The sequence below is a fragment of the Noviherbaspirillum album genome, from assembly GCF_035916955.1.
Lineage (GTDB): Bacteria > Pseudomonadota > Gammaproteobacteria > Burkholderiales > Burkholderiaceae_D > Noviherbaspirillum > Noviherbaspirillum album.
Genome location: NZ_JAWIIV010000006.1, coordinates 1 through 26,848, shown reverse-complemented (window position 1 = coordinate 26,848; position 26,848 = coordinate 1). Strand labels below are relative to the sequence as shown.

The 26,848-nt window shown below is 60.5% G+C and carries 21 protein-coding genes; 16 read left to right on the top strand and 5 right to left on the bottom strand.

The genetic code is table 11. From position 1 onward, the window contains the following. Window positions 1-261 precede the first annotated feature (261 nt). Window positions 262-2,688, top strand: coding sequence for a penicillin-binding protein 1A (locus RY831_RS09100; protein WP_437126249.1), 2,427 nt, complete (start codon window positions 262-264; stop codon window positions 2,686-2,688). A gap of 112 nt (window positions 2,689-2,800) precedes the next feature. Beyond that, window positions 2,801-3,034 carry a hypothetical protein gene (locus tag RY831_RS09095; protein ID WP_326506018.1) on the top strand — a complete coding sequence of 78 codons (234 nt, stop codon included), beginning with the start codon at window positions 2,801-2,803 and terminating at the stop codon, window positions 3,032-3,034. Window positions 3,035-3,057: 23 nt separating this feature from the next. Here the strand turns inward: RY831_RS09095 and RY831_RS09090 are convergent, their stop codons facing one another. Both RY831_RS09090 and RY831_RS09085 read right to left on the bottom strand, forming a co-directional pair. Further along, entirely contained in the window at window positions 3,058-4,287 is a 1,230-nt protein-coding gene (locus RY831_RS09090; RefSeq protein WP_326506017.1) for a nucleoside recognition domain-containing protein, read from the bottom strand. Window positions 4,288-4,733: 446 nt separating this feature from the next. Then, window positions 4,734-5,042, bottom strand: a complete 309-nt coding sequence (locus RY831_RS09085; protein ID WP_326506016.1) for a hypothetical protein — start codon at window positions 5,040-5,042, stop codon at window positions 4,734-4,736. A gap of 29 nt (window positions 5,043-5,071) precedes the next feature. Between RY831_RS09085 and RY831_RS09080 the strand changes: the two genes are divergently transcribed. The 14 genes from RY831_RS09080 to RY831_RS09015 all read left to right on the top strand — a co-directional run bounded on the left by RY831_RS09080 (window position 5,072) and on the right by RY831_RS09015 (window position 23,766). Continuing rightward, window positions 5,072-6,277: an MraY family glycosyltransferase gene (locus RY831_RS09080; protein ID WP_326506015.1), complete on the top strand. Its 1,206-nt coding sequence runs from the start codon at window positions 5,072-5,074 to the stop codon at window positions 6,275-6,277. A gap of 53 nt (window positions 6,278-6,330) precedes the next feature. Next, on the top strand, window positions 6,331-7,608 hold the full coding sequence (gene tviB, locus RY831_RS09075; RefSeq protein WP_326506014.1) for a Vi polysaccharide biosynthesis UDP-N-acetylglucosamine C-6 dehydrogenase TviB: 1,278 nt from the start codon (window positions 6,331-6,333) through the stop codon (window positions 7,606-7,608). Window positions 7,609-7,669: 61 nt separating this feature from the next. After that, complete coding sequence (locus tag RY831_RS09070) at window positions 7,670-8,704, top strand: SDR family oxidoreductase (protein WP_326506013.1); 1,035 nt, start codon at window positions 7,670-7,672, stop codon at window positions 8,702-8,704. Window positions 8,705-8,740: 36 nt separating this feature from the next. After that, complete coding sequence (locus RY831_RS09065; RefSeq protein ID WP_326506012.1) at window positions 8,741-9,511, top strand: GNAT family N-acetyltransferase; 771 nt, start codon at window positions 8,741-8,743, stop codon at window positions 9,509-9,511. 71 nt (window positions 9,512-9,582) lie between these two features. After that, window positions 9,583-10,911, top strand: a complete 1,329-nt coding sequence (locus RY831_RS09060; RefSeq protein ID WP_326506011.1) for a lipid II flippase MurJ — start codon at window positions 9,583-9,585, stop codon at window positions 10,909-10,911. Window positions 10,912-10,951: 40 nt separating this feature from the next. Continuing rightward, window positions 10,952-12,145, top strand: a complete 1,194-nt coding sequence (locus RY831_RS09055; protein WP_326506010.1) for a glycosyltransferase family 4 protein — start codon at window positions 10,952-10,954, stop codon at window positions 12,143-12,145. After that, window positions 12,126-13,391: an O-antigen ligase family protein gene (locus RY831_RS09050; RefSeq protein WP_326506009.1), complete on the top strand. Its 1,266-nt coding sequence runs from the start codon at window positions 12,126-12,128 to the stop codon at window positions 13,389-13,391. Before RY831_RS09055 ends, RY831_RS09050 begins: the two co-directional genes overlap by 20 nt. Window positions 13,392-13,513: 122 nt before the next feature. Next, the gene (gene asnB / locus RY831_RS09045; protein ID WP_326506008.1) at window positions 13,514-15,481 is read left to right on the top strand and encodes an asparagine synthase (glutamine-hydrolyzing); all 1,968 of its coding nucleotides are present in this window, start codon (window positions 13,514-13,516) and stop codon (window positions 15,479-15,481) included. Then, window positions 15,478-16,632: a glycosyltransferase family 4 protein gene (locus tag RY831_RS09040; protein ID WP_326506007.1), complete on the top strand. Its 1,155-nt coding sequence runs from the start codon at window positions 15,478-15,480 to the stop codon at window positions 16,630-16,632. Before asnB ends, RY831_RS09040 begins: the two co-directional genes overlap by 4 nt. 5 nt (window positions 16,633-16,637) lie before the next feature. Continuing rightward, window positions 16,638-17,816: a glycosyltransferase gene (locus RY831_RS09035; protein WP_326506204.1), complete on the top strand. Its 1,179-nt coding sequence runs from the start codon at window positions 16,638-16,640 to the stop codon at window positions 17,814-17,816. Then, window positions 17,813-19,597 carry a glucosamine inositolphosphorylceramide transferase family protein gene (locus tag RY831_RS09030; protein ID WP_326506006.1) on the top strand — a complete coding sequence of 595 codons (1,785 nt, stop codon included), beginning with the start codon at window positions 17,813-17,815 and terminating at the stop codon, window positions 19,595-19,597. Before RY831_RS09035 ends, RY831_RS09030 begins: the two co-directional genes overlap by 4 nt. A gap of 66 nt (window positions 19,598-19,663) precedes the next feature. Further along, window positions 19,664-20,779 carry a glycosyltransferase family 4 protein gene (locus RY831_RS09025; RefSeq protein WP_326506005.1) on the top strand — a complete coding sequence of 372 codons (1,116 nt, stop codon included), beginning with the start codon at window positions 19,664-19,666 and terminating at the stop codon, window positions 20,777-20,779. 108 nt (window positions 20,780-20,887) lie between these two features. Next, entirely contained in the window at window positions 20,888-21,985 is a 1,098-nt protein-coding gene (locus RY831_RS09020) for an acyltransferase family protein (protein WP_326506004.1), read from the top strand. A gap of 203 nt (window positions 21,986-22,188) precedes the next feature. Continuing rightward, on the top strand, window positions 22,189-23,766 hold the full coding sequence (locus RY831_RS09015; protein ID WP_326506003.1) for a methyl-accepting chemotaxis protein: 1,578 nt from the start codon (window positions 22,189-22,191) through the stop codon (window positions 23,764-23,766). A gap of 17 nt (window positions 23,767-23,783) precedes the next feature. Here the strand turns inward: RY831_RS09015 and RY831_RS09010 are convergent, their stop codons facing one another. From RY831_RS09010 to RY831_RS09000, 3 genes are all read right to left on the bottom strand, one after another. Beyond that, window positions 23,784-24,797 (bottom strand): GNAT family N-acetyltransferase, encoded by a 1,014-nt coding sequence (locus RY831_RS09010; RefSeq protein ID WP_326506002.1) that lies wholly within the window; start codon window positions 24,795-24,797, stop codon window positions 23,784-23,786. A 183-nt stretch (window positions 24,798-24,980) separates the two neighbouring features. Next, window positions 24,981-26,459 carry a DUF4832 domain-containing protein gene (locus RY831_RS09005; RefSeq protein WP_326506001.1) on the bottom strand — a complete coding sequence of 493 codons (1,479 nt, stop codon included), beginning with the start codon at window positions 26,457-26,459 and terminating at the stop codon, window positions 24,981-24,983. Between the two features lie 147 nt (window positions 26,460-26,606). Then, the coding region (locus tag RY831_RS09000; protein WP_326506000.1) for a DUF4832 domain-containing protein at window positions 26,607-26,848 on the bottom strand (242 nt) is incomplete at its 5' end.

Genomic DNA, 26,848 nt, shown 5'->3' with positions numbered 1-26,848 from the left:
GGGTGGGAGGCAAATACAGGTATTTATCCTTGCCGCCACTGCCCATCTTTACCTTGTCGATGTATAAACTACAAAAAATCGCATCCGTGCCTTTGCCTGCAGCAATTACAATGCGCGCATTCGTCACGGCGCAACACTTCTTCGTGGAAATCGTTCACCAGCAATTCGCGGCAAGCCATCTTGTTGGGGACCGTAACATCGCGTTACATCGCTGACGACGTAGCCTGTTAAAGTGACGGTGCATCATTCTTACAAGAGGGGATTTCGTTGGCAAAATCATCGCGTCGATCAAGGTCTGGCAATTCGTTGTTCAAGCCGCTTGGCAGCCGGCTTGGACAAGTCGGTGCCATCCTTCTCGCCTCCCTGGTGCTGGTCTGCCTCGTCATGTTCGGATATGTCACCCTGATCGTGATGCCGAATCTGCCGTCTCTGGATTCGCTTGTCGATTACCGGCCGAAAATGCCGCTGCGTGTTTATACCGCCGACGAAGTGCTGATCGGGGAGTTCGGGGAAGAGCGGCGCGACTTCATACCGATCGCGCAAATGCCCGAAGTCATGAAAAAGGCCTTGCTGGCGATCGAGGACGACCGGTTCTATGAGCATGGCGGCGTCGACTATATCGGCGTATTGAGGGCCGGGCTGGCGAACCTGCGCTCCAGCCGCTCGCAGGGTGCATCGACCATTACGATGCAGGTTGCCCGCACTTTCTTCCTTTCCCGCCAGAAGACCTATGCCCGAAAGCTGCACGAAATCGTGCTGGCTTACGAGATCGAGCGCAAGCTGAGCAAGGACCAGATCCTCGAGCTTTATATGAACCAGATCTATCTGGGCGAGCGGGCCTACGGTTTCGGCAGCGCCGCTCGCGTCTATTTCGGCAAGCCTGTCCAGGAACTTACGGTGGCGGAAGCCGCCATGCTGGCAGGATTGCCGAAGGCTCCCGCCAGCGCCAATCCGATCGTCAATCCAACGCGGGCCAAGCAGCGCCAGCAATACATCCTCAAGCGCATGCGGGAGCTGGGCTATATCAGCGAGGCCCAGTATGCAAAGTCAGCCCAGGAAAAGCTTCTTCTGCGCGGCGACCGCCGCCGCTTCACGACGCATGCCGAATATGCCGCCGAACTGGTCCGGCAGTACATGGTTGCGCAATACAAGGATGACGTTTATACCCATGGCTACAACGTCTATACCACCTTGAGTTTCGCCGAACAGACCGCTGCGTACGACGCGGTGCGGCGCGGCGTCATCGAATACGACCGCCGGCACGGCTACCGCGGCCCGGAAGGTTTCATCGATCTGCCGCGGAACGCCGATGACCGCGCCCAGGCCATTTCCGAGATCCTGCTCAAGCATCCCGACAGCGATGAGCTGCAATCCGCGGTCGTGGTGTCGGCAACCGCCAAGCTGGTGCGCGCGGAGCTGCTCTCGGGCGAAGACGTCGAGGTAAGCGGCGATGGCCTGCGCTTCGCCGCTCGGGCACTGTCCGGGAAGGGCCAGAACAAGATACGTCCCGGCGCGGTGATCCGCGTGGTGCGCGATGCGAAAAAGAAATGGTGGATTTCCCAGCTTCCGGAGGTATCGGCGGCGATGGTCGCGCTCAATGCCCAGGACGGCGCGATACGTGCGATGGTCGGCGGATTCGACTTCACGCTCAACCAGTTCGACCACGTGAACCAGGCCTGGCGGCAGCCCGGCTCCACAATCAAGCCCTTCATTTACTCGGCGGCGCTGGAGAAGGGCTTTTCGCCGGGAACGCTGATCAATGACGCGCCGCTGACTCTGAATTCCGGCGACTCCGGCGGACAGAGCTGGGATCCGCAGAACGACGACGGACAGTACGAAGGTCCGATCAGCATGCGCACCGGCCTGAAGAAATCCAAGAACCTGGTATCGATTCGCATCCTGCAGTCGATCTCACCGGCGTACGCCCAGCAATATTTGGCGAAATTCGGTTTCGAGCAGGACAAGCATCCTGCCAATCTCACCATGACGCTGGGAACCGGGTCGGTCACCGCGATGCAGGTGGCGAGCGGTTACGCGGTATTCGCCAACGGCGGCTACCAGGTGAAGCCGTTCATTATCCAGAAAGTGGTCAACAACCGCGGGCAGGTGCTGATCGACTCTCAGCCTGCAAAGGCCGGAGACGAAGCAACCCGCGTGCTGGATGCCCGCAATGCCTTCATCATGGACAGCATGATGCGCGACGTGGTCAACGGCGGAACCGGTTTTGCGGCGAGCCAGAAACTGGGACGGCGCGATCTGGCCGGCAAGACCGGTACCACCAACGACTCCATCGACGGATGGTTTGCCGGTTACGGAGGCGACATCGTCGCGGTTTCCTGGATGGGTTTCGACAAGCCGCGTTCGCTCGGCGGCCGGGAGTTCGGCGGCACGGTCGCGCTGCCGATGTGGATCGAGTACATGCGCACGGCGCTTAAGGGGAAGCCGCCGGTACAGCGCGCGGTTCCCGACGGCGTCGTCCAGATCGACGGTGACTGGATCTACCAGGAGTACGCGAACGGCAATGCCGTGCGGTCGGTGGATGTCGAGGACACCCGCAGCTTCTGGGAGCGTTTGTTCGGCAGCCGGCCTCAGGTCCCGGGGCAGGGGCCCGCCCCGGGACCCGCGCCCGCACCGATACCGCGTCCCATCCCGTCTGGTGAAGACATGACCTATCGCGGCGGGAGCTGAATCGGTCGGGCATAGCCAAAATTCCGCGTTTTCAAAAAGTACTGTATTTCCGTACAGTACTTGTGTTACATTAACTACTCACTCATTCGCTAGTAGTTAAAGGAGAACCGACATGGCTTACCTGAACAACTCTTTCGGCACACGTTTTGGCCTCGAATATGCACCGATGTCTTTCCTGGTCCGTTTCGGCAAGCGCGAACTGTTCGTCTGCCGCGATTTCCGGAACCGCTACTACAAGGTTAATCCGGTTCTTGACTGCAGCCCGGGCGTCCAGGCAGGCCACGTCGAACTGCTGATCCTGCGCCGCTGGCTGGTCATCCTTTCCAAGGCGCGCGAATTCTCCTGATCGGCAACTTCAGATTTGTAGTCCTATCCGAAGAACCAGTAGCAAACACCGATCGACGTGACGATGCCGGCCGCATCGGCGATCAGCGAGCAGCTGACCGCATGGCGGGCACGCTGTATGCCGACGGAACCGAAATAGACTGCCAGGACGTAGAAAGTCGTTTCCGTGCTTCCCTGGACGGTCGCGGCAACAAGGGCGGGGAAGCTGTCAACGCCGCCGGATTTCATCAGCTCGATCAGCATGGCGCGCGCCGCGCTTCCGGAAAAGGGCTTGACCAGCGCCGTCGGCAAGGCGTCGACGAAACGCGGATCGAGTCCGATTGCCTGCACCAGGTAGCGCACGCCTTCCAGCACAATATCGAGCGCCCCGGATGCGCGCATCACGCCTACGGCGCACAGCATCGCCACCAGATAGGGGAGCAGGTTGCGCGCCACTTCGAATCCTTCTTTCGCGCCCTCGACGAAAGTCTCGTAGACCGGGACGCGCCGGAATGCGGCGAATACCACGAAAAACAGCACCAGTAAAAACAGCACGAGATTGCCGAGCAGCGACGAGACCGCCGCCAGCGCCGTGGCCGACATGCCGGCCAGCACCGCGATTGCCGTGCCCAGCGCCAGTCCGGCGGCGCCAAGCCAGGCGAGCACGACGGGGTCCCAGAGACGGATTCGCTGGGCGATGGCCACCGCGAGGAAGCCGGTCAGCATCGATGCCGTTGTGGCCAGCAGGATTGGCAGGAACACCAGCGTGGGGTCGCTCGCTCCCTGCTGGGCGCGGTACATGAAGATGGATACCGGCAGCACGGTCAGCGCCGACGCATTGAGCACCATGAACAATACTTGGGCACGCGTCGCGGTCTGCGGGTCGGGATTGAGGTCCTGCAGCGCGCGCATCGCCTTGAGACCCATCGGCGTAGCGGCATTGTCCAGGCCGAGGGCATTGGCCGTCAGGTTCAGCGTCATCAGTCCGAGCGCGGGATGTCCGGGAGGAACTTCCGGCATCAGCCTGCGAAACAATGGCGACAGCGCGCGCGCCAGCACGTCGACCACGCCGGCTTTCTCCGCGATCCGTAAAAATCCCAGCCACAGGGTCAGTGTGCCGAACAGCAGGATCATCACCTCGACCGACAGCTTGGCCATGGCAAACAGGCTGTCCACCATGGCGGCGAACACGGCGGCATTCCCTTCGATCAGCCAGCGCGCGAAGGCGCACACGGCGGCGATGACGAAGAATCCCAGCCACAGTGCATTCAACATACGCTTCCTTCTATATTGATGTGACAGATTCGTTCAAACCCTAAAACTGTAACGTCTTCCGTCGATCCGCCTTGGGAGGAGGAGAGCGGTTTCTACCATGCTGTTCGATATGGCAGCGAGGCGAGGGTCGATCTGTTCGATGAAGTCATCGAATAACCGCTAGCCGATTCCAAAAGCAGGACGAAAAATTCGATAGTTTTCCGTTCGGGTGATGGCAATCGGCAGGTTCCGCGACGCGCAAAATAGATCGAAACGCCTGATTGAACCATACCTGCCATGCCTTGTTTGTGCCACCGGTCGCCGGGCGGGGAATGTCTTGCATCCCCCACGAGCCCAGGAAATATGCCGGATGCACGGTGCTGGGCTTCATTCATTGCATTCATCGATTTTCATCATTAGAACCCACGCAAACACTCAGCGCCCATCGAAATTTGATACTTATCTTTCTATCCATGGATAGGTAAAGTATCGACAACAGTAAGACGGTAAAAAGAACTAGCTCTGACAGCAAACCGATCCGAAAAGGCATTAAAGGCAAGAGACGAAGGCAGGGCCGAGCCTGTTCCCGCTTGTAGCGAGGCGAAGAGGTCCAGCATTTTTTCAGAAACCGGATGACCCGGAATGCAGGCACGGCCGTGCCGTCGCATCCGGGCCTGGAGATCTTTCGCCATCGATCCGGCAGGGGAATACCGCACGAATGTCCGACAAAGCATGACGCCGCAGGCGTCAGGCAGGAGACCTTTCGCGCCGTTCATTTGCAATGCTTCTTCAACGGGGAGTGAATATGTTGTCAGGGACGGACATCATCAGCACCGCGATGGTCGCGGCACTGGTCAGTTTCATTGCATGCCTGCTGATCCTGCTGACCCAGCGCTGGCACGGAAGCCTCTCGCTCGACAGCGACACAAAAGGCGTACAGAAATTCCATACCAGGCCGGTGCCACGTATCGGTGGGGTGGCCATACTTTTCGGCACATTCGCCTCCGCGCTTTACCTGTCCTTCGGTTCCGCCAACGCGGCGCAGTCCGCGCAATCGAGCACCGTGATGTGGCTGCTGCTCGCAGGTCTGCCGGCCTTCGTCGCCGGGCTTGTCGAGGACATGACCAAGAAGGTCTCGATACACGGCAGGCTGATTGCCACGTTTGCCAGCGCGTTGCTGGCCTGCTGGCTGCTGGGAGCCATCCTGCTGAGGGTGGATGTCTGGGGCATCGATGCCCTGTTCCGCTGGGCGCCCTTCATCGCCATCACGTTCACCGTGTTCGCCGTCGGCGGGGTTGCCAATGCCGTCAACATCATAGACGGCTTCAACGGCATCGCCGGCTCGACTGTCATCATTCTACTTGCCGGGCTCGGCTTCCTGGCATGGCGCACCGAAGACATGCTGGTGCTTCAGCTGGCACTGGCGGGAGCGGGGGCCAGCCTCGGCTTCCTGCTAGTCAATTATCCCGCGGGACGGCTCTTTCTCGGCGACGGCGGCGCCTACCTGGCCGGTTTCTGGATAGCAGAAGTCGCCATCCTGCTGATCGCCCGCAATCCCGACGTCAATGCCTGGCAAGCCCTTGCCGTGTGCTCCTATCCGGTGATCGAAGCCATGTACAGCATCTACCGGAAGAAGATCGTTCGCAAGTCCAGCCCGGCGCTGCCGGACAGGCTGCACATGCACATGCTGGTGTACCGCAGGCTGGTCTGGAAGCTCGTGCCGCGCAATGCTCCCCAGCCCTGGATGCGCAATGCCTCCGTGGCCAGCGTGCTGGCCGTATGGATCGCGGTATCGACCGCCGCAGCCGTGCTGCTGGGCGATACCACAAGCGCTGCGGTTGCAATCGTCATCGCCCAAGTCGTCGCGTATATCGCCTTCTATACCCGCCTGGTGCGCGGGACATGGCGCATCCGCAGCTTCCGGAGCATGCGTGCCGCGCCGCAGATGCGCCGCGCCGTCAAGATGCACTCGAAGCTGCAACCCGACGTGCCTGTACGGGAAAGTGCCTGAGCGCCCGCATGTTCTAGCCGCCAACATTGTTGCCAACACTGATCGGATTCAATATGAAAATCTCAATCAATACCCATATCGCGGTGATCGGTCTCGGTTACGTCGGTCTGCCGCTGGCCGTCGAGTTCGGCAAGCGCTATCCGACCATCGGGTTCGACATCAATCGCAGCCGCATCAATGAATTGAAGGAAGGCCGGGACAGCACGCTCGAAGTCAGCCCGGAAGAGCTCGCCGAATCTGCGCGCATTACCTACACCACCGACATGGAACTGCTGCGCCGGGCCGACGTGTTCATCGTTACCGTACCGACGCCGGTGGACGACCACAAGAAACCCGACCTGACCCCGCTGCAGAAAGCTTCCGAGACCGTGGGGCAGGTCATTCGTCCCGGCGGCACCGTGGTTTATGAATCCACCGTCTACCCTGGCGCGACAGAGGAGTACTGCGTGCCGATCATAGAACGTGTCTCCGGTTTGAAGTTCAACGTCGATTTCTTCGCCGGATACAGTCCGGAACGCATCAACCCGGGTGACAAGGCGCACAGGTTGACGTCGATCACCAAGGTAACCTCGGGCTCGACGCCGGAATCCGCGGAGTTCGTGGACTCCCTGTATGCGAGCGTGATCACGGCGGGCACGCACAAGGCCTCCTCGATCAAGGTGGCCGAAGCGGCAAAGGTCATCGAGAACACGCAGCGCGATCTCAACATCGCGCTGATGAATGAATTGGCGATCATCTTCAAGAAACTCGGCATCGATACCGAAGACGTGCTCAATGCGGCCGGTACGAAATGGAATTTCCTGCGGTTCAACCCCGGCCTGGTAGGCGGCCATTGCATCGGCGTCGATCCCTATTACCTCACCCATAAGGCCGAAGGTCTCGGCTATCACCCGCAGGTCATCCTTGCCGGGCGTCGCATCAATGACAATATGAGCGGCTATGTGGTCGGCCAGTTGGTCAAGCAGATGATCAAGCGCAGCATTCATCTGGAAAACGCGAACGTACTGGTGATGGGCATGACTTTCAAGGAAAACTGCCCGGACCTGCGCAACTCGAAAGTGATCGACAGCATCAACAAGCTCAAGGACTACAACATTAATGTCGATGTCTACGATCCCTGGGTGAGTCCGGCCGCCGCACAGCATGAGTACGGCATCACGCCGGTGCAGGAGCCGGCGGTCGGGAAATATGATGCGATCGTCCTGGCCGTCGCCCATCGACAGTTCCGCGAAATGAGCGCCGCCGACATGCGCAGGTTCGGCAAGGAAAAGCATGTCCTGTTCGATCTGAAGTACGTGCTGCCGAAGGAAGATGCCGACATGCGGCTTTGATGAGGCGCCGATGCCCCTTTGATGCACCTTGATGCACCCGCACCGAACGCAAAGGAATGACATGATCGCCTACGAAATCGTCCAGAAAGCGCTGCGCGCGCAACCGCGCAAATGGCTAGTGACCGGATGCGCCGGATTCATCGGTTCCAACCTTCTGGAAACCCTGCTCAAGCTCGACCAGCAGGTTGTCGGCATCGATAATTTCTCGACCGGCTACGAGTGCAATCTCGATGAAGTTCGCGCCTTCGTGAGCGGCGAGCAGTGGCGCCGCTTCCGTTTCATCAAGGGCGACATCCGTGACGCCGCCATGTGCCGCGAAGCCGCATCGGGCGTCGATATCGTGCTGCACCAGGCCGCGCTGGGCTCCGTGCCGCGTTCGCTGCATGACCCCCAGACGACCAATGACGTCAACATCGGCGGCTTCCTCAACATGCTGGTGGCTGCCCGCGATGCGAAAGTCTCTTCCTTCGTTTATGCGGCCTCCAGTTCCACCTACGGCGACCATCCCGATCTTCCCAAGCGCGAGGACCGGATCGGCCGTCCCCTGTCGCCGTATGCGGTCACGAAATATGTCAACGAGCTTTACGCCGACGTGTTCGCGCGCTCTTATGGCTTCAACGCCATCGGCCTGCGCTATTTCAACGTGTTCGGGAAGCGGCAGGATCCCAACGGTGCATATGCCGCGGTGATACCGACCTGGACCGCCGCCATGATTCGCGGCGACGACGTGGTCATCAACGGCGACGGCGCAACCAGCCGGGACTTCTGCTACATCGAAAATGCGGTGCAAGCCAACCTGCTTGCCGCGATGGCCGCCGAGCACGACAGGAACGAGATCTACAACGTAGCGGTAGGCGACACCACCACGCTCAGGCAGCTGGCGGACATGCTGCGCCAGGAGCTTGCAATGCGCGGCATTCTCTACGAAAAGAAGCTGATCTACCGCGACTTCCGCAAGGGCGATGTCCGACACTCGCAGGCCGATATCGGCAAGGCGGCCGAGCGGCTTGGCTACATGCCGCAATACCGGGTGAGACAAGGGCTAGAAGCCGCGATGCCCTGGTATATCCGGCAGGAACTCGCAGCGGCGGCATGAACGCGCGGCAGGAATGGTCATAGGAGCGGATGTTCGATGAAACCGAAGGTTAAAACGATCTGGTTCAGCCATGCCGTCAGTCCCTGGCGAGCACTTTGGCTGACCGATTACCAGCGCAGCACGGTGACCCGGCGCGTGCCCGGGTTTGTTCAGGAAACCTTTTTCACCAAGTTGATAGACCTGACGCAGAGCGAGGAAAGCTTGCTCATGAGCTTCAGCGCCGATACCCGGCGCCTGATTCGCCGCGCCGACAAGGAAGGCATCGCTTTTCGCGAGAGCAGCGACATTGATGAGTTCGTGCGTTTTTTCAACCGGTTCTCCGGGCAGAAACGCTTGAACTACTGGCTCAAGGCCGATTCCCTGCGCAAGCGCGTTCGTGAATACCGAATTACGAAGGCAGAACTGCATGGGGACATCCTGTTTGCGCACCTGTATCTGTGCGACAGGAACACGTCCAGGGCCACCATTCTCTATGGCGCGTCGATCCTCAGGGAGGAAAAGCGTGACATCAGCGGTGCGGTGCTCAGTTCCGCCAACCGCGGCCTGCATTTTTATGACATGTGCAGGCTGAAGCAGGATGGATTCCGCACCTACGATCTCGGTGGCTACGCTCCCGATACAACCGATGACGAACTGCGCAAGATCAACGATTTCAAGGATCAGTTCGGCGGGCGCCTGGTACACGAGGCCAATCACCGTTCGATCCTGCTGAACTGGGCGTCGGGAGCGATCAACGCCGCAGTGAAATTCAAACAGCGCAACAGGAACCGGCCGGTCGACGCGGCCCAGGTGTCCCGCACCGGTTAGAGAAGCCACCATGCAGAAGGATTGTTATCAACCATGCCTGTCAACATAAACAAACGATACAAAGGACTGCAGTGAGCCTGCTCAGCGCCGCCACCACTCGCATCAAGGCGAGCCATTCGGACCATCGCGCAATCTTCCGGGGGATCGCCTGGGTATCGCTGTTCGTGGTGCTCGCCAAAGTGGCAGGCGCAATCAAGGAAATGGCCGTCGCTTACCAGTATGGGGTGGGTGCCGAAGTGGATGCCTATCTCTATCTGTTCAACATCATCAGCTGGCCGGTTGGCGTCTGGTTCGCGGTGCTGACCGTCGTGCTGGTGCCGCTGGCATCGCGCATTCACCGCGAGGCGCCGCTCGACCTGCCGCGCTTTCGGGCCGAACTGCTGGGGCAAACCCTGCTTGCATGCGCGGCTCTCTTTCTGCTGAGCTGGCTGGCCCTGGCCCTTGCCCTGAGCGGCACATGGTCCGGGCTTCCCGACGAAGCGACCGTCATTGCTGAACGCATGCTGCTTCCCTTGCTTGCCCTCGGTCCCCTGGGTTTGCTCGCAAGCCTGTTGTCGGCATGGACCCTGGCCGCGGGCAGGCACGCCAACACGCTGCTCGAAGGCGTTCCGTCACTGACGATTGCCGCCGCGCTGCTCATGCTGCCAGCTTCGGGTATCGAGTGGCTGGTATGGGCGACGGTTGCCGGATTCGTCATTCATCTCGCATGCCTGCTGCTGCCGCTGATCCGGCGTGCCGAGATCGAGGCACCCGTGCTGGCGCTGAGTTCGCCGCACTGGAAGTCATTCTTCCAGGGGTTCGGCATCCTGCTGGCAGGCCAGGCATTGATGACCCTGATCGGTTTCATCGACATCTATTTCGCGGCGAGCCTGGGCTCCGGTGCGGTCTCCATGCTCGGTTACGCGAACCGCGTGCTGGCCTTGCTGCTTGGACTCGGCGCAACGGTGGCCGGCCGGGCGATGCTGCCGGTGTTTTCACGTGCCGCAGCGCGCGGCGGAAAAGGGCAATGGAGGCTCGTCAGGCAATGGGCCTGCCTGTTATTCCTCGTGGGCGCCGCTGCCGCCGCCGCCGGGTGGGCTTTGTCTCCCTGGGCAGTCCAGATCCTGTTCGAACGCGGCGCCTTCTCCGCCCACGACACGCAAGCGGTGGCCGAAGTCCTGCGTTATGGGCTGTTTCAACTGCCCTTTTATTTCGGCGGACTGGTTCTCGTCACCTACGCATCCAGCCGCGGGCAGTACCGGCTGCTGTTCTGGCCGGGCGTCATCGGCATCGCGGTAAAAATCACTGCCAACCTGCTGCTGATCCCTTCGCTCGGCCTCAACGGCATCGCATTGGGCTGGGTGGCGGTGTATGCGGCCACGGCACTCTTCTTCCGTATCACCCTGGGGCGGATCAGATGATCGTTTATCTCGGCAACTTCACAACCCGCTTGGAGCGCACATGAAGGTTCTGTTCTTCATTTATGCACTCAACGGCGGCGGCGCTGAACGCGTGACCGCGACGCTCGCCAGCCACTGGGTGTCCAGGGGATGGGAAGTTACCGTCGTATCGCTCGTGGCGAGCGGCAGCGATGCCTACGACCTGGACCCCGGCGTCAACCGCATTGTTCTCGGTCTGGGCGGCGAAAGTGGAAACATCTTCAAGGCCATTGCGCACAACCTGCGGCGTGCCGGAGCGCTGCGTGAAGTCATTCTCCAGGCGAAGCCCGACATCGCGATCGCCATGGAAAGCCGAGCCAATATCCTGCTGCCGCTGGCAGCCCGCAGCATGCCGACCCTGCGCATCATAGGATCCGAACGCACCTATCCGCCGCGCTCTCCGCTCGGAAGCATCTGGCAGCATCTGCGGCAACGGACCTACGGCAAGCTTGATGCCGTCGTGGCGCTGACCAGCGAATGCGCCGACTGGCTGAAGCAGCATACCAATGCTTCCTGCGTGCCGGTGATCCCCAATCCGGCCGGCTGGCCGCTAGCCGCGCATGTTCCGATTGTCGAACCCGCCATGTTCTGCCGGCCGGGGAGGAAGATCATTCTCGCGGCCGGTCGCCTCATCCGTGAAAAGAATGTCGGGGCATTGATTGCCGCATTCGCCGCATCGGCGCGGAGCAACGGCGATTGGGATCTGGTCATCGCCGGAGAGGGCGCGCTGCGTTCCACGCTCGAAGGCCAGGTCAAGGACGCGGCACTGGACGGCCGTGTCTTCTTCGCGGGTCGCGTTGGCAACCTCGGCGACTGGTACCGGCATGCCGACCTGTATGCGATGACATCCGAATACGAAGGCTTTCCGAATACTCTGGCCGAAGCCATGGCTCACGGTCTGCCGGCGGTTGCATTCGATTGCGAAACCGGCCCGCGCGACATCATCCGGCACGGAGTCGACGGTTTCCTGGTACCGCCGGGCGATCATGCCGGCCTCCAGCGCGCACTGCAAACAATGATGTCGGACGGCCAACTCCGCAAGGAATTCGGACAACGCGCAATCGAGGCGCGGGAGCGCTTTTCGCTGAAAAAGATTTCATCGCTCTGGGAAGAATTGTTCGATGAATGCATGCACAGGAAACAGGGCATCACGGCGTCGGGTGCACGCAAAACGGAATATGTTCGAGGAATAGCTCATGAATCACGGTTTGAGTGAAATGCATCCGATCGCCGCGGCGACGCCTGCCTACGCACATCGCCGGCTGCCAAGCTCCGCCGCGAGCAGTTTTGTCGAACACTATGTGGCCGCGGCGCTGGCGACGGTGCTGGTGCTGATCTTTCTGAATCTGCCCAACTATGCCAACGCGCTGAGCAAGTCGCTCGCCCCGAAATACTTTTATGTGGGTTTCCTGGTAATGCTGCTGCCGCTGCTGCTGCGTTTCCGTACCTGGGTCACGTATCTGCTGTCACCATTCGCCCTGTGGGCATTTGTCGCAGTCAGTTTCAATGCCGTGTATTGGTACGGTGCATCCGCGGACGGCAGCGTCTTCCGGGCGGAACTGATTTCCACGCGCATACAGACGCTGATCTTCGCTGTCGTACTCGGCATGTGCTTTGCAAACGTGCGAAGCAGTCGCTTCGAGAAAATTTTCCCGTTGCTTGCGGTCGCATTGCCAGTGATGGTGTTTGTCGACTTCCTGGCCCCAGGTCTCTTTTATCCGGTGGACATCGACGGCGCGGTGCGCGGACGCAGCGCCGCCACGCTGATCAACCCGACAACGGCCGGGGAAGTCATGCTGGTGCTGTTCCTGCTCGCCTGTCCGGTGCTCAAGCGATCCACCCGTACCGTGCTGCTGCTGGTGGTTGGGGCCGGAATCTTTCTGACATTTTCTCGTTCCGCCATTCTTGCATGGCTGATCCTCTGGATCGTACTGGCCTTCACCCGCGTGCTGCCGCGCTCGGCGCTGATCCTGCTGCTTGCGGTGTCCGCCGCGGCGCCGGTCCTCATGGCTAGCATGCAAATCTACTTCGAAACGCGCCACGATTTCAGTCCGGCGCTGATCGACCTGCAGCAGCGGCTGAATTTCTTTACCAGCGGCGGCCTCAAGGACGGAAGCGCGCTGGAACGTTCCGCCGTGCTCAGCGACGGCTGGCAGACCTTCATCAACAACATGGTGGTCGGCGCCGGTCCGGGCGCCACGGAAAGCTGGCCGCACGCGATCGGCAGCGTCGGTCCTCACAACCAATTTGTCCTGCTGGCCGCCGAATACGGAATGTTCGGGATCGCGATGTGGATATCGCTGGCGCTGATCATATGGAACGGCCGCTATTTCAAAGACCGTGCGCTCCAGCAGTCCATGTGCCTGCTGTTCGTACTGATGACCATGTTTACCCACAACATGTTCGATTTTCAGTTCTGGCTCCTTACGTTTGCTCTCGTGTCGGGAAGGCGGATCGAATAAGCATTGGCATTTGAGCGGGAAAAATCGAAGGCGAAAAGACTGAAAACCGAAAATTCACAACCAGCAGCAGGTAGCAGGCAGCAGGCAGAAAAACTCATCCGAACCAGGGAAGGTAGACAAGCATGTGCGGATTTGCGGGATATCTCGGCGGGGCGTTGCGGCAGGAAGGAGAAGGGCACCGTGCGCTGCTCAAGCGCATGACGGACACGATTGCGCGACGCGGACCGGATGACGAGGGATTCTGGTTCGATCGCGACCGCGCGGTCGGCCTCGGCCACCGGCGGCTGGCCATCGTCGATCTTTCCTCCAACGGCCATCAGCCGATGCGTTCTGGAAGCTCGCGCTTCGTCATCGCATACAACGGCGAAATCTACAATCACCTCGACCTGCGCAGGCAACTCGACGCCATGGGCGCGGCACCGGCATGGCGCGGGCACTCGGATACCGAAACCCTGCTGGCCGGCTTCGAAGCCTGGGGCATCGAAGCCACCATCAGGCGCGCGATCGGCATGTTCGCATTTGCGGCCTGGAATTGCGATACCGGTGTACTGACGCTGGGCCGGGATCGAATCGGGGAGAAGCCGCTGTACTACGGCTGGCAGGGGCGGGGAAGCGACGCAGCCTTTCTGTTCGGTTCGGAACTCAAGGCGCTGCGAGCGCATCCGGCATTCGAAAGCAGCGTCAACCGCGGGGCGGTGAGCCTGCAGCTTCGCCATAACTATATCCCGGCGCCATACTCGATCTACGAGGGCATTTCCAAGCTCCTTCCGGGGTGCCTCCTGGAAGTGTCGCTCGCCGAGCGCGAACCGCGCATCAGCCCGTACTGGAACGGCTTCCATAACGCGCGCAGCGGGGCGTCGAACGCCTTCGCCGGAAGTCCCGAAGAAGCGGCAGACTCTCTTGAGGAACTGCTCAAGGATGCGGTCGGCAAGCAGATGATGTCGGACGTGCCGCTGGGTGCCTTCCTTTCGGGCGGCATCGATTCCTCCACGGTGGTGGCCTTGATGCAAGCGCAGTCGTCGCGGCCGGTAAAGACCTTTTCGATAGGATTCCACGAAGAGGGCTACAACGAAGCCGAGCATGCCAAGGCAGTGGCAGCGCACCTCGGCACCGACCATACCGAACTCTATGTCACCGCCAGCGAGGCAATGTCAGTCATCCCGCAGCTCCCCGGCCTGTATGACGAACCGTTCTCGGACCCCTCCCAGATACCGACCTATCTGGTATCCAAGCTGGCGCGCCGGCATGTGACGGTATCGCTGTCCGGCGACGCCGGCGATGAGTTGTTCTGCGGCTACCAGCGCTATCAGCAAACCGCGGATCTGTGGCGGCGCCTGGCGGCCAAGCCGCTGATGCTGCGCCGCCTGGCGGCACGTGGGCTGCTCAGCCTGTCGCCGCAGTCGTGGAATGCGCTGACCGGGAACATGCAGGCGGTGCTGCCTCGGGCGTTTCGCGGCGCCAATGTCGGACACAAGTTCCACAAGGGCGCCGCCGTCCTGGAAAGCGACTCGATCGCTGCCCTGTATTTCGGGCTGATCTCCCATTGGAACGACCCGGCTTCGGTCGTGATCGGCGGCCATGACTTGCCGACGGTGCTTACCGGCGGCAGGCAGGAGCTCGCCGGGCTGGACGAATTCCAGAGCCTGATGACGCTTGACATGCACAGCTATCTTCCGGACGACATTCTGGTCAAGGTAGACCGGGCCGCCATGGGCGTTTCGCTCGAATCGAGGGTGCCTTTCCTCGACCACAGGGTGGTGGAATTCGCGTTGAGCCTGCCGCAAAGCATGAAGATCCGCGATGGCCAGTCGAAGTGGATTCTGCGCAATGTCCTGTACAGGCACGTGCCGCGACAGCTGGTCGATCGTCCGAAGATGGGTTTTTCCGTTCCCATCGGAAGCTGGCTGCGCGGGCCGCTTCGCGATTGGGCGGAAGCCCTGCTGGATGCCGACCGCCTGCGCAACGAAGGCTTTCTCCAGCCGGAACTGGTCCGCGCCAAATGGACCGAGCATCTCGCTGGCCGCTACAACTGGGAATGGCATTTGTGGATTGTGCTCATGTTTCAAGCCTGGCTGGAGCAGCAGAAATGAAGATACTTGTCGCCCTCAGCAGCCTGTATTCCGGTGGCGCCGAGCGCGTCGCCTGCACTCTGGCCGAGGCATGGACCGCGCGAGGCGATGACGTAACTCTTCTCGCCACATTTTCCGGCAGGGGCAACTGCTTCTATCCACTGCCGGAACGGGTGAGGGTGGTCTATCTTGCGGATCGCGTTGCCTCGCACGAGCGCTCGCTGAAAAACCGCGTTCACCGGCTCGCCGCCTACCGCCGCCTGCTTCGCGACGAGAAGCCGGACGTGATCATATCGTTCCTGCCCGGTGTCAACGTCGCATCCGTGCTGGCATCGCGCGGGCTGGGCATTCCGCTCATTGCCTGCGAGCGCACCGATCCCGTCGCATGGCCAATGCCGCTATGGAAGAAGCGCCTGTACGGCCTCGTCTATCGGCAGGCCGACATGGTGACAGTGCAGACGGAGTCGGCGGCGCAGCGCCTGCCATCGGTATTCCCGGGGCTGAAATCGGTGCGCGTGGTGCCGAATCCGGTTCCGTCACCCGTACAGGCCTACCTTCCCGACCCCGGCTCCCGTCATGCACCCGGAATCCGGCGGCGCCTCGTGGCCATGGGGCGCCTCTGCGAGGAGAAGCAGTTCGATCTGCTGATCGATGTGTTCGCGGAACTGGCCGCGCGACGGCCTGAGTGGGACCTTGTCATTTATGGCGAGGGACCGCTGCGGGAGCGACTGCAGCAGCAGGCGGAAGCCGCCGGGCTTGCCGCGAGAATCAAGCTTGCCGGCGCGACCAATGCACCCTGGCCCGAGCTGGCGCGATCCGACATCTTCGCGATGACCTCGCGCGTCGAGGGTTTTCCGAATGCGCTGCTGGAAGCCATGGCACTCGGACTGCCATGTGCGGTATTCGACTGCAGGAGTGGTCCGCGCGAAATCACCCGTGACGGCAGCGACGCCTTGCTGATCGCGCAGAACGACCGCGAGGAGCTGGCGGCATCTCTCAACCATCTCATGACGGACCCGGTGCGGCGGCTGACGCTCGGCATGCAGGCGCGCGCCTCGGTGCTGGCTCGATACAGCCTTCCAGTGGTGTTGGAATGCTGGGATCACTTGTTCGATGAACTCATGGCCCCGGCGGCCGGTAGCCGTGTACCGCAGCGGGAGGCGAACGCTTGAAACCGATGAAGATTGCCTTGGTCGCCACCGGTCTGGGCATGGGTGGAGCTGAAAACCAGGTCGCCGCGCTCGCCGATTGTTATGCGGCGGATGGGCACGCCGTCATGCTTATCGCAATGACCGGCGAAGCGACGGTGATGCCTCGGCATCGCGGCGTCCGCCTGGAAATACTGCGCATGGAGCGCACTCTCCCGGGGCTGGTCCGGGGTTACCTGCATGCGCGGCGCCTGCTCAAGGCATTCGCGCCGGACGTGGTGCATAGCCATATGGTGCACGCCAATCTCTTTGCCAGGGCCTTGCGTGCAGGCTTGCCGATGCGGCGCCTGATCTGCAGCGCGCACAACACCAACGAAGGCGGTGCCGCGCGGATGCTGGCCTATCGCCTGACGGAACGGCTCGCCGACCTGACCACGAATGTCAGCGACGAGGCGGTGCGCGCCTTTCTGGAGCGCGGCGCGGCGCGCCAGGGCCGCATTGTCACCATGCATAACGGCATCGATGCCGAGCGTTTCCGTTTTCGCGAAGAGGACCGGCAGCGATTGCGACGCGAATTCCAGGTGCCCGACGATACGCACGTGCTGCTGGCTGTAGGCCGGTTCAGCCCGCAGAAGGATTACGGGAACCTGTCCGAGGCATTCGTTCGCCTCTGCAAGCGGCGCAACGATTGCGTGCTATGGATTGCCGGCACGGGAGACGAACAGCGAACTTTCCAGGCCGATGCCGCGCGTCTCGGCATCGCTGAACATGTCCGCTTTCTCGGGTTGCGGCGGGACGTGCCGGCGCTCATGAGCGCCGCCGACCTGTTCGTCCTGTCCTCCGCTTGGGAAGGCCTGCCGCTGGTCGTCGGGGAAGCCATGGCTTGCCAGCGGGTGGTGGTGGCAACGGATGCCGGCGGCGTGCGCGAATGGCTGGGCGACTGCGGCTATGTGGTACCGGTGCGCGATAGCCTTGCGCTGGCCGATGCGCTGGGCGCCGCGCTTGAGGCTGGAGTCGGGGACCGGCAGCGGCGCGGCATGGCGGGACGCGAACGCATCATGACGCACTATGCACTTTCCACCGTGGTGCAGAAATGGCTGCAACTCTATGCCGGGTACTCTGCCGGCATGCAGCCTGAGCCGGAGCCGGCGGAAAACGCCGGGCAATGCAAGCTGAGCGCAGTGACCAATACAAGGGGACAGCAATGAAAACCATACGAATAGGCGTGCTGGTCAATGAGTTGATCGTACCGGCATGGATTGCGCGGTCGCTGGAACTGATTCTGGCGGAACAGGGACTGGAGATAGCCCTGGTGGTGAGAAATGCGGGCTCGCGGCGCGGCAGCGGCGGCGGTCGACAGCTGCGGCGCACCTATGCTCCGCTCGCCTACCGGCTCTGGAAAAAACTCGACTCTCAATTATTCAAGAACCAGCGCGACGCGTTCCGCCCGGTAGACATGACCGCACCGCTCGATGGCATTCCGGTCCATCAGGTTGCGACGCACCGGCATGGGAAGTTCGACGAGTTTTCCGAAGAGGACATTCGGCATATCACCGAGTATCGGCTTGACGTCATGATCCAGTTTGGCTTCGGCACGCTGCGCGGAGACATCCTGCATGCTGCATCCTGCGGTGTCTGGGCCTGCCAGTATGCGCGGCAGGGAGAAGCCGACGAAGCCGTCGCCGGCGCCTGGGAGGTCCTGACCGGCAAGCCGACGACGCGCTCCGAGCTGACCGTCCTTGCGGCGAAGGAAAGCGATACGCTGGTGCTGCAGCGTTCCTGGTCCGCGACCGATTCGATCTCCGCCGCGCGTACCGCCGGCGTCGTCTACTGGAAGACCGCGTCCTTCGTGCCGCGCAAGCTGTGCGAACTGCGCGATGAAGGGCTCGATGCGTTCATCGCAAGGCATGCGCAGATGGAGCACGACAATACCGATCACCATGACGATGTTACCGATTTCGACAACAAGGCGGTCTTGACACGACTGGTGGCATTATTCGGCCAGAAACTGCATGAAAAGCTGGTCGACAAGCTCTACTGGAAGCAATGGATCCTGCTCTATCATTTCGGCGACGAAAACGCGTTTCCGGTACGCGCGCGGGAATTCAAGCAGCTGCTGCCGCCGGAAGACCGGTTCTGGGCAGACCCTTTCGTGTACGAGCATCAGGGCCGCCATGCCATCTTCATCGAGGAGCTGGAATATGCGGACAACATCGGCTATCTCTCGGTGATCAATTTCAACGATCAGCATGAACCTGTGCTGCCGCCCGTGCCGATCCTGAAGAAGCCGTACCATCTTTCATATCCCCATGTCTTTGAAGATAGGGGCAATCTCTACATGGTTCCCGAGACGAGCCAGAACGGTACGATCGAGCTGTACCGGGCGCAGCACTTTCCCGATAAGTGGGAATTCGTCATCAATCTGATGACCGATGTGCGTGCGGTCGACACGACCATCTGGCACCACGACGGCAAGTACTGGATGTTCACCAACATTTCCCAGACCCCGGGCGCGTCCACCTGCGACGAATTGTTTCTGTTTTATTCAGAAGACCTGCTCAGCGACAGCTGGCATCCCCATCCGGCCAATCCCATCGTTTCCGACGTGCGCAATGCGCGCCAGGCGGGGCGCGTGTTCCAGGTCGGCGAGCACTGGTACCGCCCGTCTCAGGATTGCTCGGGGGCTTACGGCAAGGCGATACAGATCCATCGCATCGACCTGATCAATGAAATGTACTACCGCGAAACGCCGGTCAGCCGCCTCGACCCTGATTGGGACGAGGATATTGTGTGCACGCACACGCTCACGCACATGAGCGGCTTGAGCTGCATCGACGCCATGAAAGTGCGCAAGCGTCCCCGGCAACTATTCAACAATGCCGTTCGATGCCTGCCGGCCTGGCTTGCCGGACGCAGGGAAAGCGCGGAGCCGGCTCTGCTTAGCCAATCATCGCAGAGCAGGGCGAGGGTGGGCGGGCGCCTGGGTTGATTCCGTTCCCTGGCATGAGATCGCGTGAATCGTTGCCGTTCTCTGCCAATTCAAATGGAGTGTTGCATGAAAGTTGCCTACGTCATTACCAAGTCGGAATTCGGCGGCGCGCAGGAATACCTGCGCATTCTCATGTCATCGGTACGGCAGTACGAACGGGTCCTGATTACCGGGGATACCGGTTACCTGACCGAAACCGCTGAGAAGCTTGATATACGGTATCAGGTCTGCAAGGGATTGATCCATCCGGTTCGCCCGTGGCAGGACTTGAAGGCGATGCTCAACATGTATCGGCTGCTGCGTGAAGAAAAACCGGACCTGGTTCACGCCAACTCGTCAAAGGCGGGAGTGATTGCCCGTGTCGCCGCGCTGTTCGCCGGAGTGCCCGCCGTGTTTACTGCGCACGGATGGGCATTTACAGAAGGCTCGGACCCCCGCAGTGCGCGGGTGTACAAGTGGATAGAGCGCATTTCGTCGTTCATCACGCGGCAGGTCATCTGTGTATCCGAATACGATGCCAATCTGGCGATGCGGCACGAGGTCGTGGAAGGCTCACAACTCATGACCGTGCATAACGGCATTCCCGATCTGCCGGAATGCGTATCCGCGCACGACAACGCGGTGCCGTGCATCGTCATGGTGGCGCGCTTCGCCGCACCCAAGGATTATCAGACCCTGCTGCATGCTGCCGCGATGCTTGGCGACCTGGATTTCAAGCTGCGGTGCGTGGGAGACGGCCCCATGCTTGGTCAATGCAAGGCACTATCGACCGCGCTCGGACTCGACGACCGCGTCGAATTTACCGGCGCCAGCAATAATGTCGCCGACCTTTTGCGAGACGCCGACGTATTTACCCTGATCAGCCGCTGGGAAGGATTCCCGATCAGCGTACTCGAAGGCATGCGCGCCGGTTTGCCGGTCGTGGCAACCCGTGTGGGCGGCGTTCCCGAGGCCGTCATGGATGACGTGACCGGAATACTCGTCGCGCCGAACAGCCATATCGAACTGGCCAATGCGCTGCGCCGGCTGCTCGGCGACGCTTCCCTGCGAAAACGGCTCGGCAGCGCCGGTCGCGAACGCTATCTGTCGCAGTTCACGTCCGAACGCATGGTGGGCAAGACGGTGCGCGTCTATGAAACCATATTTGCCCGACGCAGGAGCGCATTGCTGGTTCAGGACTGATTCACACCGATTCACACCGAATCCGAAAACGTCCCGTACATTCCGGCGCACGGTGTTTGCCAAACGCACTCTACGCCACCGGACCGCCTCGCCGCGAAAGGAGACAAGATGCCAGTCATTCATGCACTGCCAGCGCAGTCGCCGCCGGTGCGGCCGGAGCGTGCCAACAATTTCGACCTGTTGCGCCTGCTGCTGGCGGTGTCTGTCATACTTTCGCACTCCTATATCATGTTCGACGGCAGGGATGCGAGCGACCCGCTGGCCTCGCTTTTTCGAGGAATCACCTTGGGCGAATTGGCAGTCGACGGATTTTTCCTCCTCAGCGGATATCTGATCGTGCAGAGCTGGGAAAAGACCCCCGATCTCTGGTCGTTCATGATGAAGCGGATATGGCGAATCTATCCGGGCTTCATTGTCGCCGCCCTGTTTTCCGCGTTCGTGGCCGGCCCGCTGGGCAGCAATGCCGCATCCTATCTTTCGCAGCTCGAACTATTCAAACTTGCGAAAAGCATGCTGTTTCTGAAGGTGCCCGCCGTACCGCCTAGTTTCGAAAGCCTGCCTTTCCCGACGGTCAACGGCTCGATGTGGACCATTTTCTTCGAGTTCCTCTGCTATCTTTCGGTCGCGGTATTGGGGCTGACAGGCGCCATCCGTCATCGGCGCTACTGGCTCATGGCGACGCTCCTGCTCGTGGCCCTCGGCATTGCCCAAAAGGCCTGGCCATTTCTTCCTGCGCAAAACTTCTACTTTCCGGCATTGCGCCTGTCGACCTTCTTCTTTATCGGCGCCTGCTTCTATCTGTTCAGGGAATACGTGCCGTATCCGGATCGTTCGCCGTCCCGGTGGCTGCCCTTGTTCGCCGGCGGTCTGCTGTTACTGCTCGGCGTGTCGTACAAGGCGCTGCCGGATGTCGTTCTCGCGTTAGGTGCAGGGTATCTGCTTTTCAGCCTCGCATTCTGGCAGCATCCCGTCCTGGCTTGTTACAGGAAATGTCCCGACATGTCATATGGAGTCTACCTCTACGGCTGGCCCGTGCAGAAGCTTCTGCTCTGGTACGTGCCCGGAATGACGCCGCGCATGCTGTTTGCATCATCGTTGGCGTGTTCGCTAGTGCTTGGCCTGGTCAGCTGGTATGCCATAGAAAGACCTTTCCTCAGGCTTAAGACATTCAACTGGCGTTTTATTAAACCAAAACTTACTTATTAACTAACAGAGTTTGCCTGCTCGCCCGTCGCCCGTCGTCCGTCGTCCGTCGTCCGTCGTCCGTCGTCCGAAGCCGAAATACGATAATAAGTTGCACTAAGGCATTTTTTTTCGTCTAATGTCAATTGCGCTCCCCAAAAAACGTAGCCGCATAAAAATAGATTATCAAAATTGCCATTCCATTCATGGATGCGAAGGGGGATACGTTGCGCAAGAACCTGCCGGTAACCAATACCGAATATCAAATGGCCGCAGGCCGGCCCATTGTTTCCAAGACGGACCTCAAGGGAAAAATTACCTACGTTAACCCTTATTTCGTTGAAGTCAGCGGTTTCACGGAAGAAGAGCTGTTAGGCGCGCCGCACAATCTTGTTCGTCATCCCGACATGCCGGCGGAAGCGTTTTCCGACCTCTGGAAGACCCTGCAGGAAGGCGAACTCTGGACTGCGCTGGTGAAGAACCGGCGCAAGAATGGCGATTACTACTGGGTGGTAGCCAATGTCACGCCATGCATGGAAAACGGCCGCGTGGTTGGATACATGTCTGTACGCACCAAGCCTACGCGGGAGCAGATTCGCGAGGCCGAAGAACTTTATCGCCGCTTGCGCGAAGGCACGGCCGACGTGATGCTCAGGCGCGGTTCGGTGATAGGAAAAGGTTTTCTGGCGCGGCTCCGCAGGCTCGGCGAAATGCATCTCGGCAAGCGGATTGCGCTGGCGTCGCTGCTGCAGCTGAGCATGCTGACCGCTGCCACGATCGGGGTCCTCGTAGGTGACGCGCCTTTGAGCATGACATCGATGTTGGGCGGCGGCCTTGGTCTGGCGGCGATCGTGGTCACGCTGTATCAATGGCTCTGGTTCCGCAACGGTGTCGTGCTGCCACTTCGTGAAGCAACCGAAATGACGAAAGCGATCGCCGGCGGCGATCTTAGCCGAAACGTCGGCACGCATCGAAGTGACGACGTCGGTCGCCTGTTGCAGGGCTTGCAGCAGATGAACGTTACTCTTGTCGCGCTGGTCGGGGATATCAATGTGAATATCGGATCGATGCGCCGGGCCACGCAGGAAATCGCATCCGGCAACATGGACTTGTCTTCACGCACCGAAATGCAAGCCTCCAGCCTGGAGGAATCCGCATCGAGCATGGAAGAGTTTGCATCCACCGTGCGTCAGAATGCCGAACATGCGCAGCAGGCCAATGAACTGGTCCGATCCGCCAGCGGGGTGGCGCAGCAGGGCGGCGAGCTGGTGGAGAAAGTCGGCCTGACCATGAACGGCATCGTCGAATCCTCGCAGCAGATCAGGGACATCATTGCCATGATCGACGGAATTGCCTTCCAAACCAATATCCTTGCGCTGAATGCGGCGGTTGAGGCTGCGCGCGCGGGAGAACAGGGCCGGGGCTTCGCCGTGGTGGCAACGGAGGTCCGAACGCTTGCGCAGCGTACCGCATCAGCGGCGAAGGAAATCGGTACCTTGATCGGGACATCGGTCGAGCGGGTTGGAGCGGGAGGCGCCCTGGTATCGGAAACCAGGGAGATCATGCGGAACATCATCACATCGATCGATGGTGTGTCGACCATCATGTCCGAGATCGCATTGGCTAGCAACGAACAGTCCGCCGGTGTTCAGCAGCTCAATGACGCCATTTCGCACATGGATCAGATCACGCAGCAGAACGCCGCACTGGTAGAGCAGGCGGCGGCGGCTTCGCATAGCCTGCATGAACAGGCGGGGCAGCTCAGTGACTCCGCGTCCGTGTTCAATACCGGCAGCCGCACTTAGCAGGGTCGGATTTTGTTTCAGTAGACATCGAAGTCTCCGCCCATGAAGCGCCATGCGTCGAAGTTGTGGATGTTCGCCTTGAACAGACGGGTGGTCAGGGGCTTGACGATGGTGCGCATCTCGCTGCGCCGGATGAAGCCGTTGTCGCGCAGCGCCGCAATCACGGCAGGATCGTTGGTGATCGTCTTGAGTGCCTTGCGGTAGGTACGGTAGCAGACACGTACCGCTTCCGCGATCAGCGCCGCCTTTGCCTCGTCAGTTCCAATGACTTCGCAAAGCTGGGCTTCGCCGCCGGTTGCCTTGTCGGTGTCGAAACCCATGACCGCGAAGCCGTGCGGCTCGCTGCCGTTGAAGGCGGTGAACCATTGGTAGGAACGCCCGAAAGGCGGAGAATACCGCCATGCGTACCAGGACGCATTGCGCTCGATGCGGCACAGGTCCTTGCTTTCAGTATGCAGGGCAATGACCGCATTAACGGTGTCGTCGTCGGGCCTTTGCGCCTCCACATGCAGCCCGCGTGATTTCGTCTTGAACACGATCCGTGTCCCCATGCGGGAAAGCGCCGGCAGCGGGGCAGGCTTTTCCGCGAGCGGCGTGATCAGGCGCGACCAGTGCGGCACGTCGCCCACATGATCCCAGTTCAGGCGCTTGATGAAGCCGGGGTAGCTGTTTGCATTCGGAAAGCCGTACAACGCTTCATAGCCATCCTTGGCCAGCTGGTCGAAGCAGGCAATCGCCAGCTTGGTGAATAATCCTTTTCCGCGGTATTCCGGATGCGTCATCGTATCCATCGACTGGCCGCCGCGCACCACCTCGCCGCCGATATTGAGCAGCGTCGGCCAGATCGTGTAAGAGCCGGCCAGTTTTTCGCCGTCGTCGGCAACGATGGTCGGTGCGAGGCCATAGGGAGTATCGATGAAACGCCAACGGTCGTAGTCCTGGGCACGATTCTGGCCGAAGGAAGCGGCAAACAATTCACGCAGCCGCGGCAGATCCGCTTCCTGAAGGGGCCGTAAGTTGAGCTCGCCCATGCTTGTCTCCACATGCAAGAAATTATCGGCTCGGGCCGGCGGTCGATTGCTCCTCGGCTGCCTGTCAAGCATCTATCGCCTACGCTATAGCGCTCGTTATAGTTCGGCCTTGTTCCCGCTCAATGTGAGTGAAAATGCGCGGACCTGCGGGTGTCGCGTGATGGAGATCGTTCGAATCCATGATCACCGCTGGTCAATCGCAATCGAATTGTTCGAACGGTTCGATGGTTTCCTGAGGCCGTCCGATGCAACCGCGCCCTTGATTTCCAGATTGTGATGGAGACGATTGAAACCCGTCTCGGACTCCCATCCGTCCTCGTGCGCGAGCCGGATGGAATAATCCGGACGGTTGCGCAGCCCGGGGGCTGCGTCAGGGAAGTTGAGCAGAAGCTCGTATCGGCCTTGCGGCAGCGTCTCCGGCAAAGGTATTGCCTGTCGCAATCGTGTGGTCGCGCCCGGTCGCCAGTGACGAATCTCCGTTTCCACGCGCAGCCGCGTCAATGCCCTGGTTGAACGATTGCGCAAAACCAGTTCGACATCGCGCTGGTTGAACGGCGCAGCCCAGCCGTCGTTTTGCACCGCCAGTTCGAAGGAAAGAACGCCGCCTGCCTGTGCCGCCTTGGGAAATGCCGCCCGCTGCAGCACGAATCGGTAGCCGAGCCGGTTTTCTATTACGCCGTAACAGCCTTCCTGCTTGAAGGCCTTCAAGACCTCGGGATGATAGCTCGCATTAAGATAGGAATAATGAAAGCGGCCTAGTTCATCGAGGGCATTCTTGCAATTGCTGCGCTGGGGCTCGAGATTGCAGGTTTCTCCTCCCATGGCGACATAGGCGGTTTCCTCCTGCAAATAGGGATACTCGACCGTTCTGTCGGTATAGGTGCCCCAGTCATTGGCGGATGCAAGAAAACAATCGTTGTGATGCCCAAGCCTTGCGCGCGCGGAGGTACCGTAGGCTTCTCCCGGCTGCAGCGGTTTTTCTCCAGCGAAGCGGCGCTTGAAAGCCGGTGTCCGCAATTGGACAATGCGTTCTTTCGGAACGACAGCGAGCAGCTTGTCGACGACCGCCTTCCGGTCCCGCCAGTTTGCCTCGCTCAACTGCCCGAGGTTGCCGAAGTTTCGACTGTAAGCCCATTCGCCCCAGCCGCCGACGAAGCCGGCATGGACCACGGCAATCACATCCTTGTGCTTTTCCAGGTAAGGCTTCAGCTGGTCCATGTGGGCGCGGATGCGCGGCAGGTTGGCATCGATGCCGGAAATATCCGAACTGTAGGAGAAACGAAGTATGGCTTTCATGCCCGCGGCACGAAAGGAGCTCATGTTGTTGCTGAAGTTCTCCAGGGCGGCTGGAGAAATCTCCTTGCTGATGAATTCGCCTAGGCCGACGGAACAGACGGCAAGGGTAATGCCTTCCCGATTCCGCCAAGTCTTCAGCTGTTCGACGGCAACCTTCCCGTCGCAGTCCGCGCTGTAATACCAGCCGCGTTCGGGATTCGGCACGAGGCCGCGCGCGGGACGGTACTCCCGGCTGACAAGATCGGCCTTGCGAAAGAAGGGGGATGCATCGGCACGCCCGGATTTAACGTCGCTCACAGCACCCGCGCCCGACCAGAACGGCAGCAGAATGAAAAACGTGGTCGTGCCGACGGCGGAGAGTCGCATGGCTGGATTACCTGCAAATGGCGAACACTGGTGAGTCCAACCATATCAAAAGCCGGACGACCGGCCGCTGAGGTGGATCAAGCGCGTCCGACTTGCAGCCGAAGACCGGCCACCACGAATGCCGGCCTCCGTGCAGGATTTGTCGGGTCAGGAACCGACGCCGACGGTGTGGTTGAGGCTGTTGAAGCCGGTGGAGGCTTCCCAGGCATTGGTGTTGGCCAGCTGGATCGAGTACTCCGGACGGCCGCGCAGCGCTGCCATCGGATCAGGCAGGTTCAGCAGCACCGCATAGTTCCCCTTGGGCATGTCCGCCGGCAGAGTCACGTTCTGGCTCACCGTCACGTTCTGGCCTGGCAGCCACTTGCGCGGATCGGCATTGAGCTTGAAGC

Bases quoted from the DNA above. Each gene is read 5' to 3' on its own strand.
- RY831_RS09095 (WP_326506018.1), top strand. From the start codon at position 2,801: ATGGCTTACCTGAACAACTCTTTCGGCACACGTTTTGGCCTCGAATAT.
- RY831_RS09090 (WP_326506017.1), bottom strand. From the start codon at position 4,287: ATGTTGAATGCACTGTGGCTGGGATTCTTCGTCATCGCCGCCGTGTGC.
- RY831_RS09085 (WP_326506016.1), bottom strand. From the start codon at position 5,042: ATGAACGGCGCGAAAGGTCTCCTGCCTGACGCCTGCGGCGTCATGCTT.
- RY831_RS09080 (WP_326506015.1), top strand. From the start codon at position 5,072: ATGTTGTCAGGGACGGACATCATCAGCACCGCGATGGTCGCGGCACTG.
- tviB (WP_326506014.1), top strand. From the start codon at position 6,331: ATGAAAATCTCAATCAATACCCATATCGCGGTGATCGGTCTCGGTTAC.
- RY831_RS09070 (WP_326506013.1), top strand. From the start codon at position 7,670: ATGATCGCCTACGAAATCGTCCAGAAAGCGCTGCGCGCGCAACCGCGC.
- RY831_RS09065 (WP_326506012.1), top strand. From the start codon at position 8,741: ATGAAACCGAAGGTTAAAACGATCTGGTTCAGCCATGCCGTCAGTCCC.
- RY831_RS09055 (WP_326506010.1), top strand. From the start codon at position 10,952: ATGAAGGTTCTGTTCTTCATTTATGCACTCAACGGCGGCGGCGCTGAA.
- RY831_RS09050 (WP_326506009.1), top strand. From the start codon at position 12,126: ATGAATCACGGTTTGAGTGAAATGCATCCGATCGCCGCGGCGACGCCT.
- asnB (WP_326506008.1), top strand. From the start codon at position 13,514: ATGTGCGGATTTGCGGGATATCTCGGCGGGGCGTTGCGGCAGGAAGGA.
- RY831_RS09040 (WP_326506007.1), top strand. From the start codon at position 15,478: ATGAAGATACTTGTCGCCCTCAGCAGCCTGTATTCCGGTGGCGCCGAG.
- RY831_RS09035 (WP_326506204.1), top strand. From the start codon at position 16,638: ATGAAGATTGCCTTGGTCGCCACCGGTCTGGGCATGGGTGGAGCTGAA.
- RY831_RS09030 (WP_326506006.1), top strand. From the start codon at position 17,813: ATGAAAACCATACGAATAGGCGTGCTGGTCAATGAGTTGATCGTACCG.
- RY831_RS09025 (WP_326506005.1), top strand. From the start codon at position 19,664: ATGAAAGTTGCCTACGTCATTACCAAGTCGGAATTCGGCGGCGCGCAG.
- RY831_RS09020 (WP_326506004.1), top strand. From the start codon at position 20,888: ATGCCAGTCATTCATGCACTGCCAGCGCAGTCGCCGCCGGTGCGGCCG.
- RY831_RS09010 (WP_326506002.1), bottom strand. From the start codon at position 24,797: ATGGGCGAGCTCAACTTACGGCCCCTTCAGGAAGCGGATCTGCCGCGG.
- RY831_RS09005 (WP_326506001.1), bottom strand. From the start codon at position 26,459: ATGCGACTCTCCGCCGTCGGCACGACCACGTTTTTCATTCTGCTGCCG.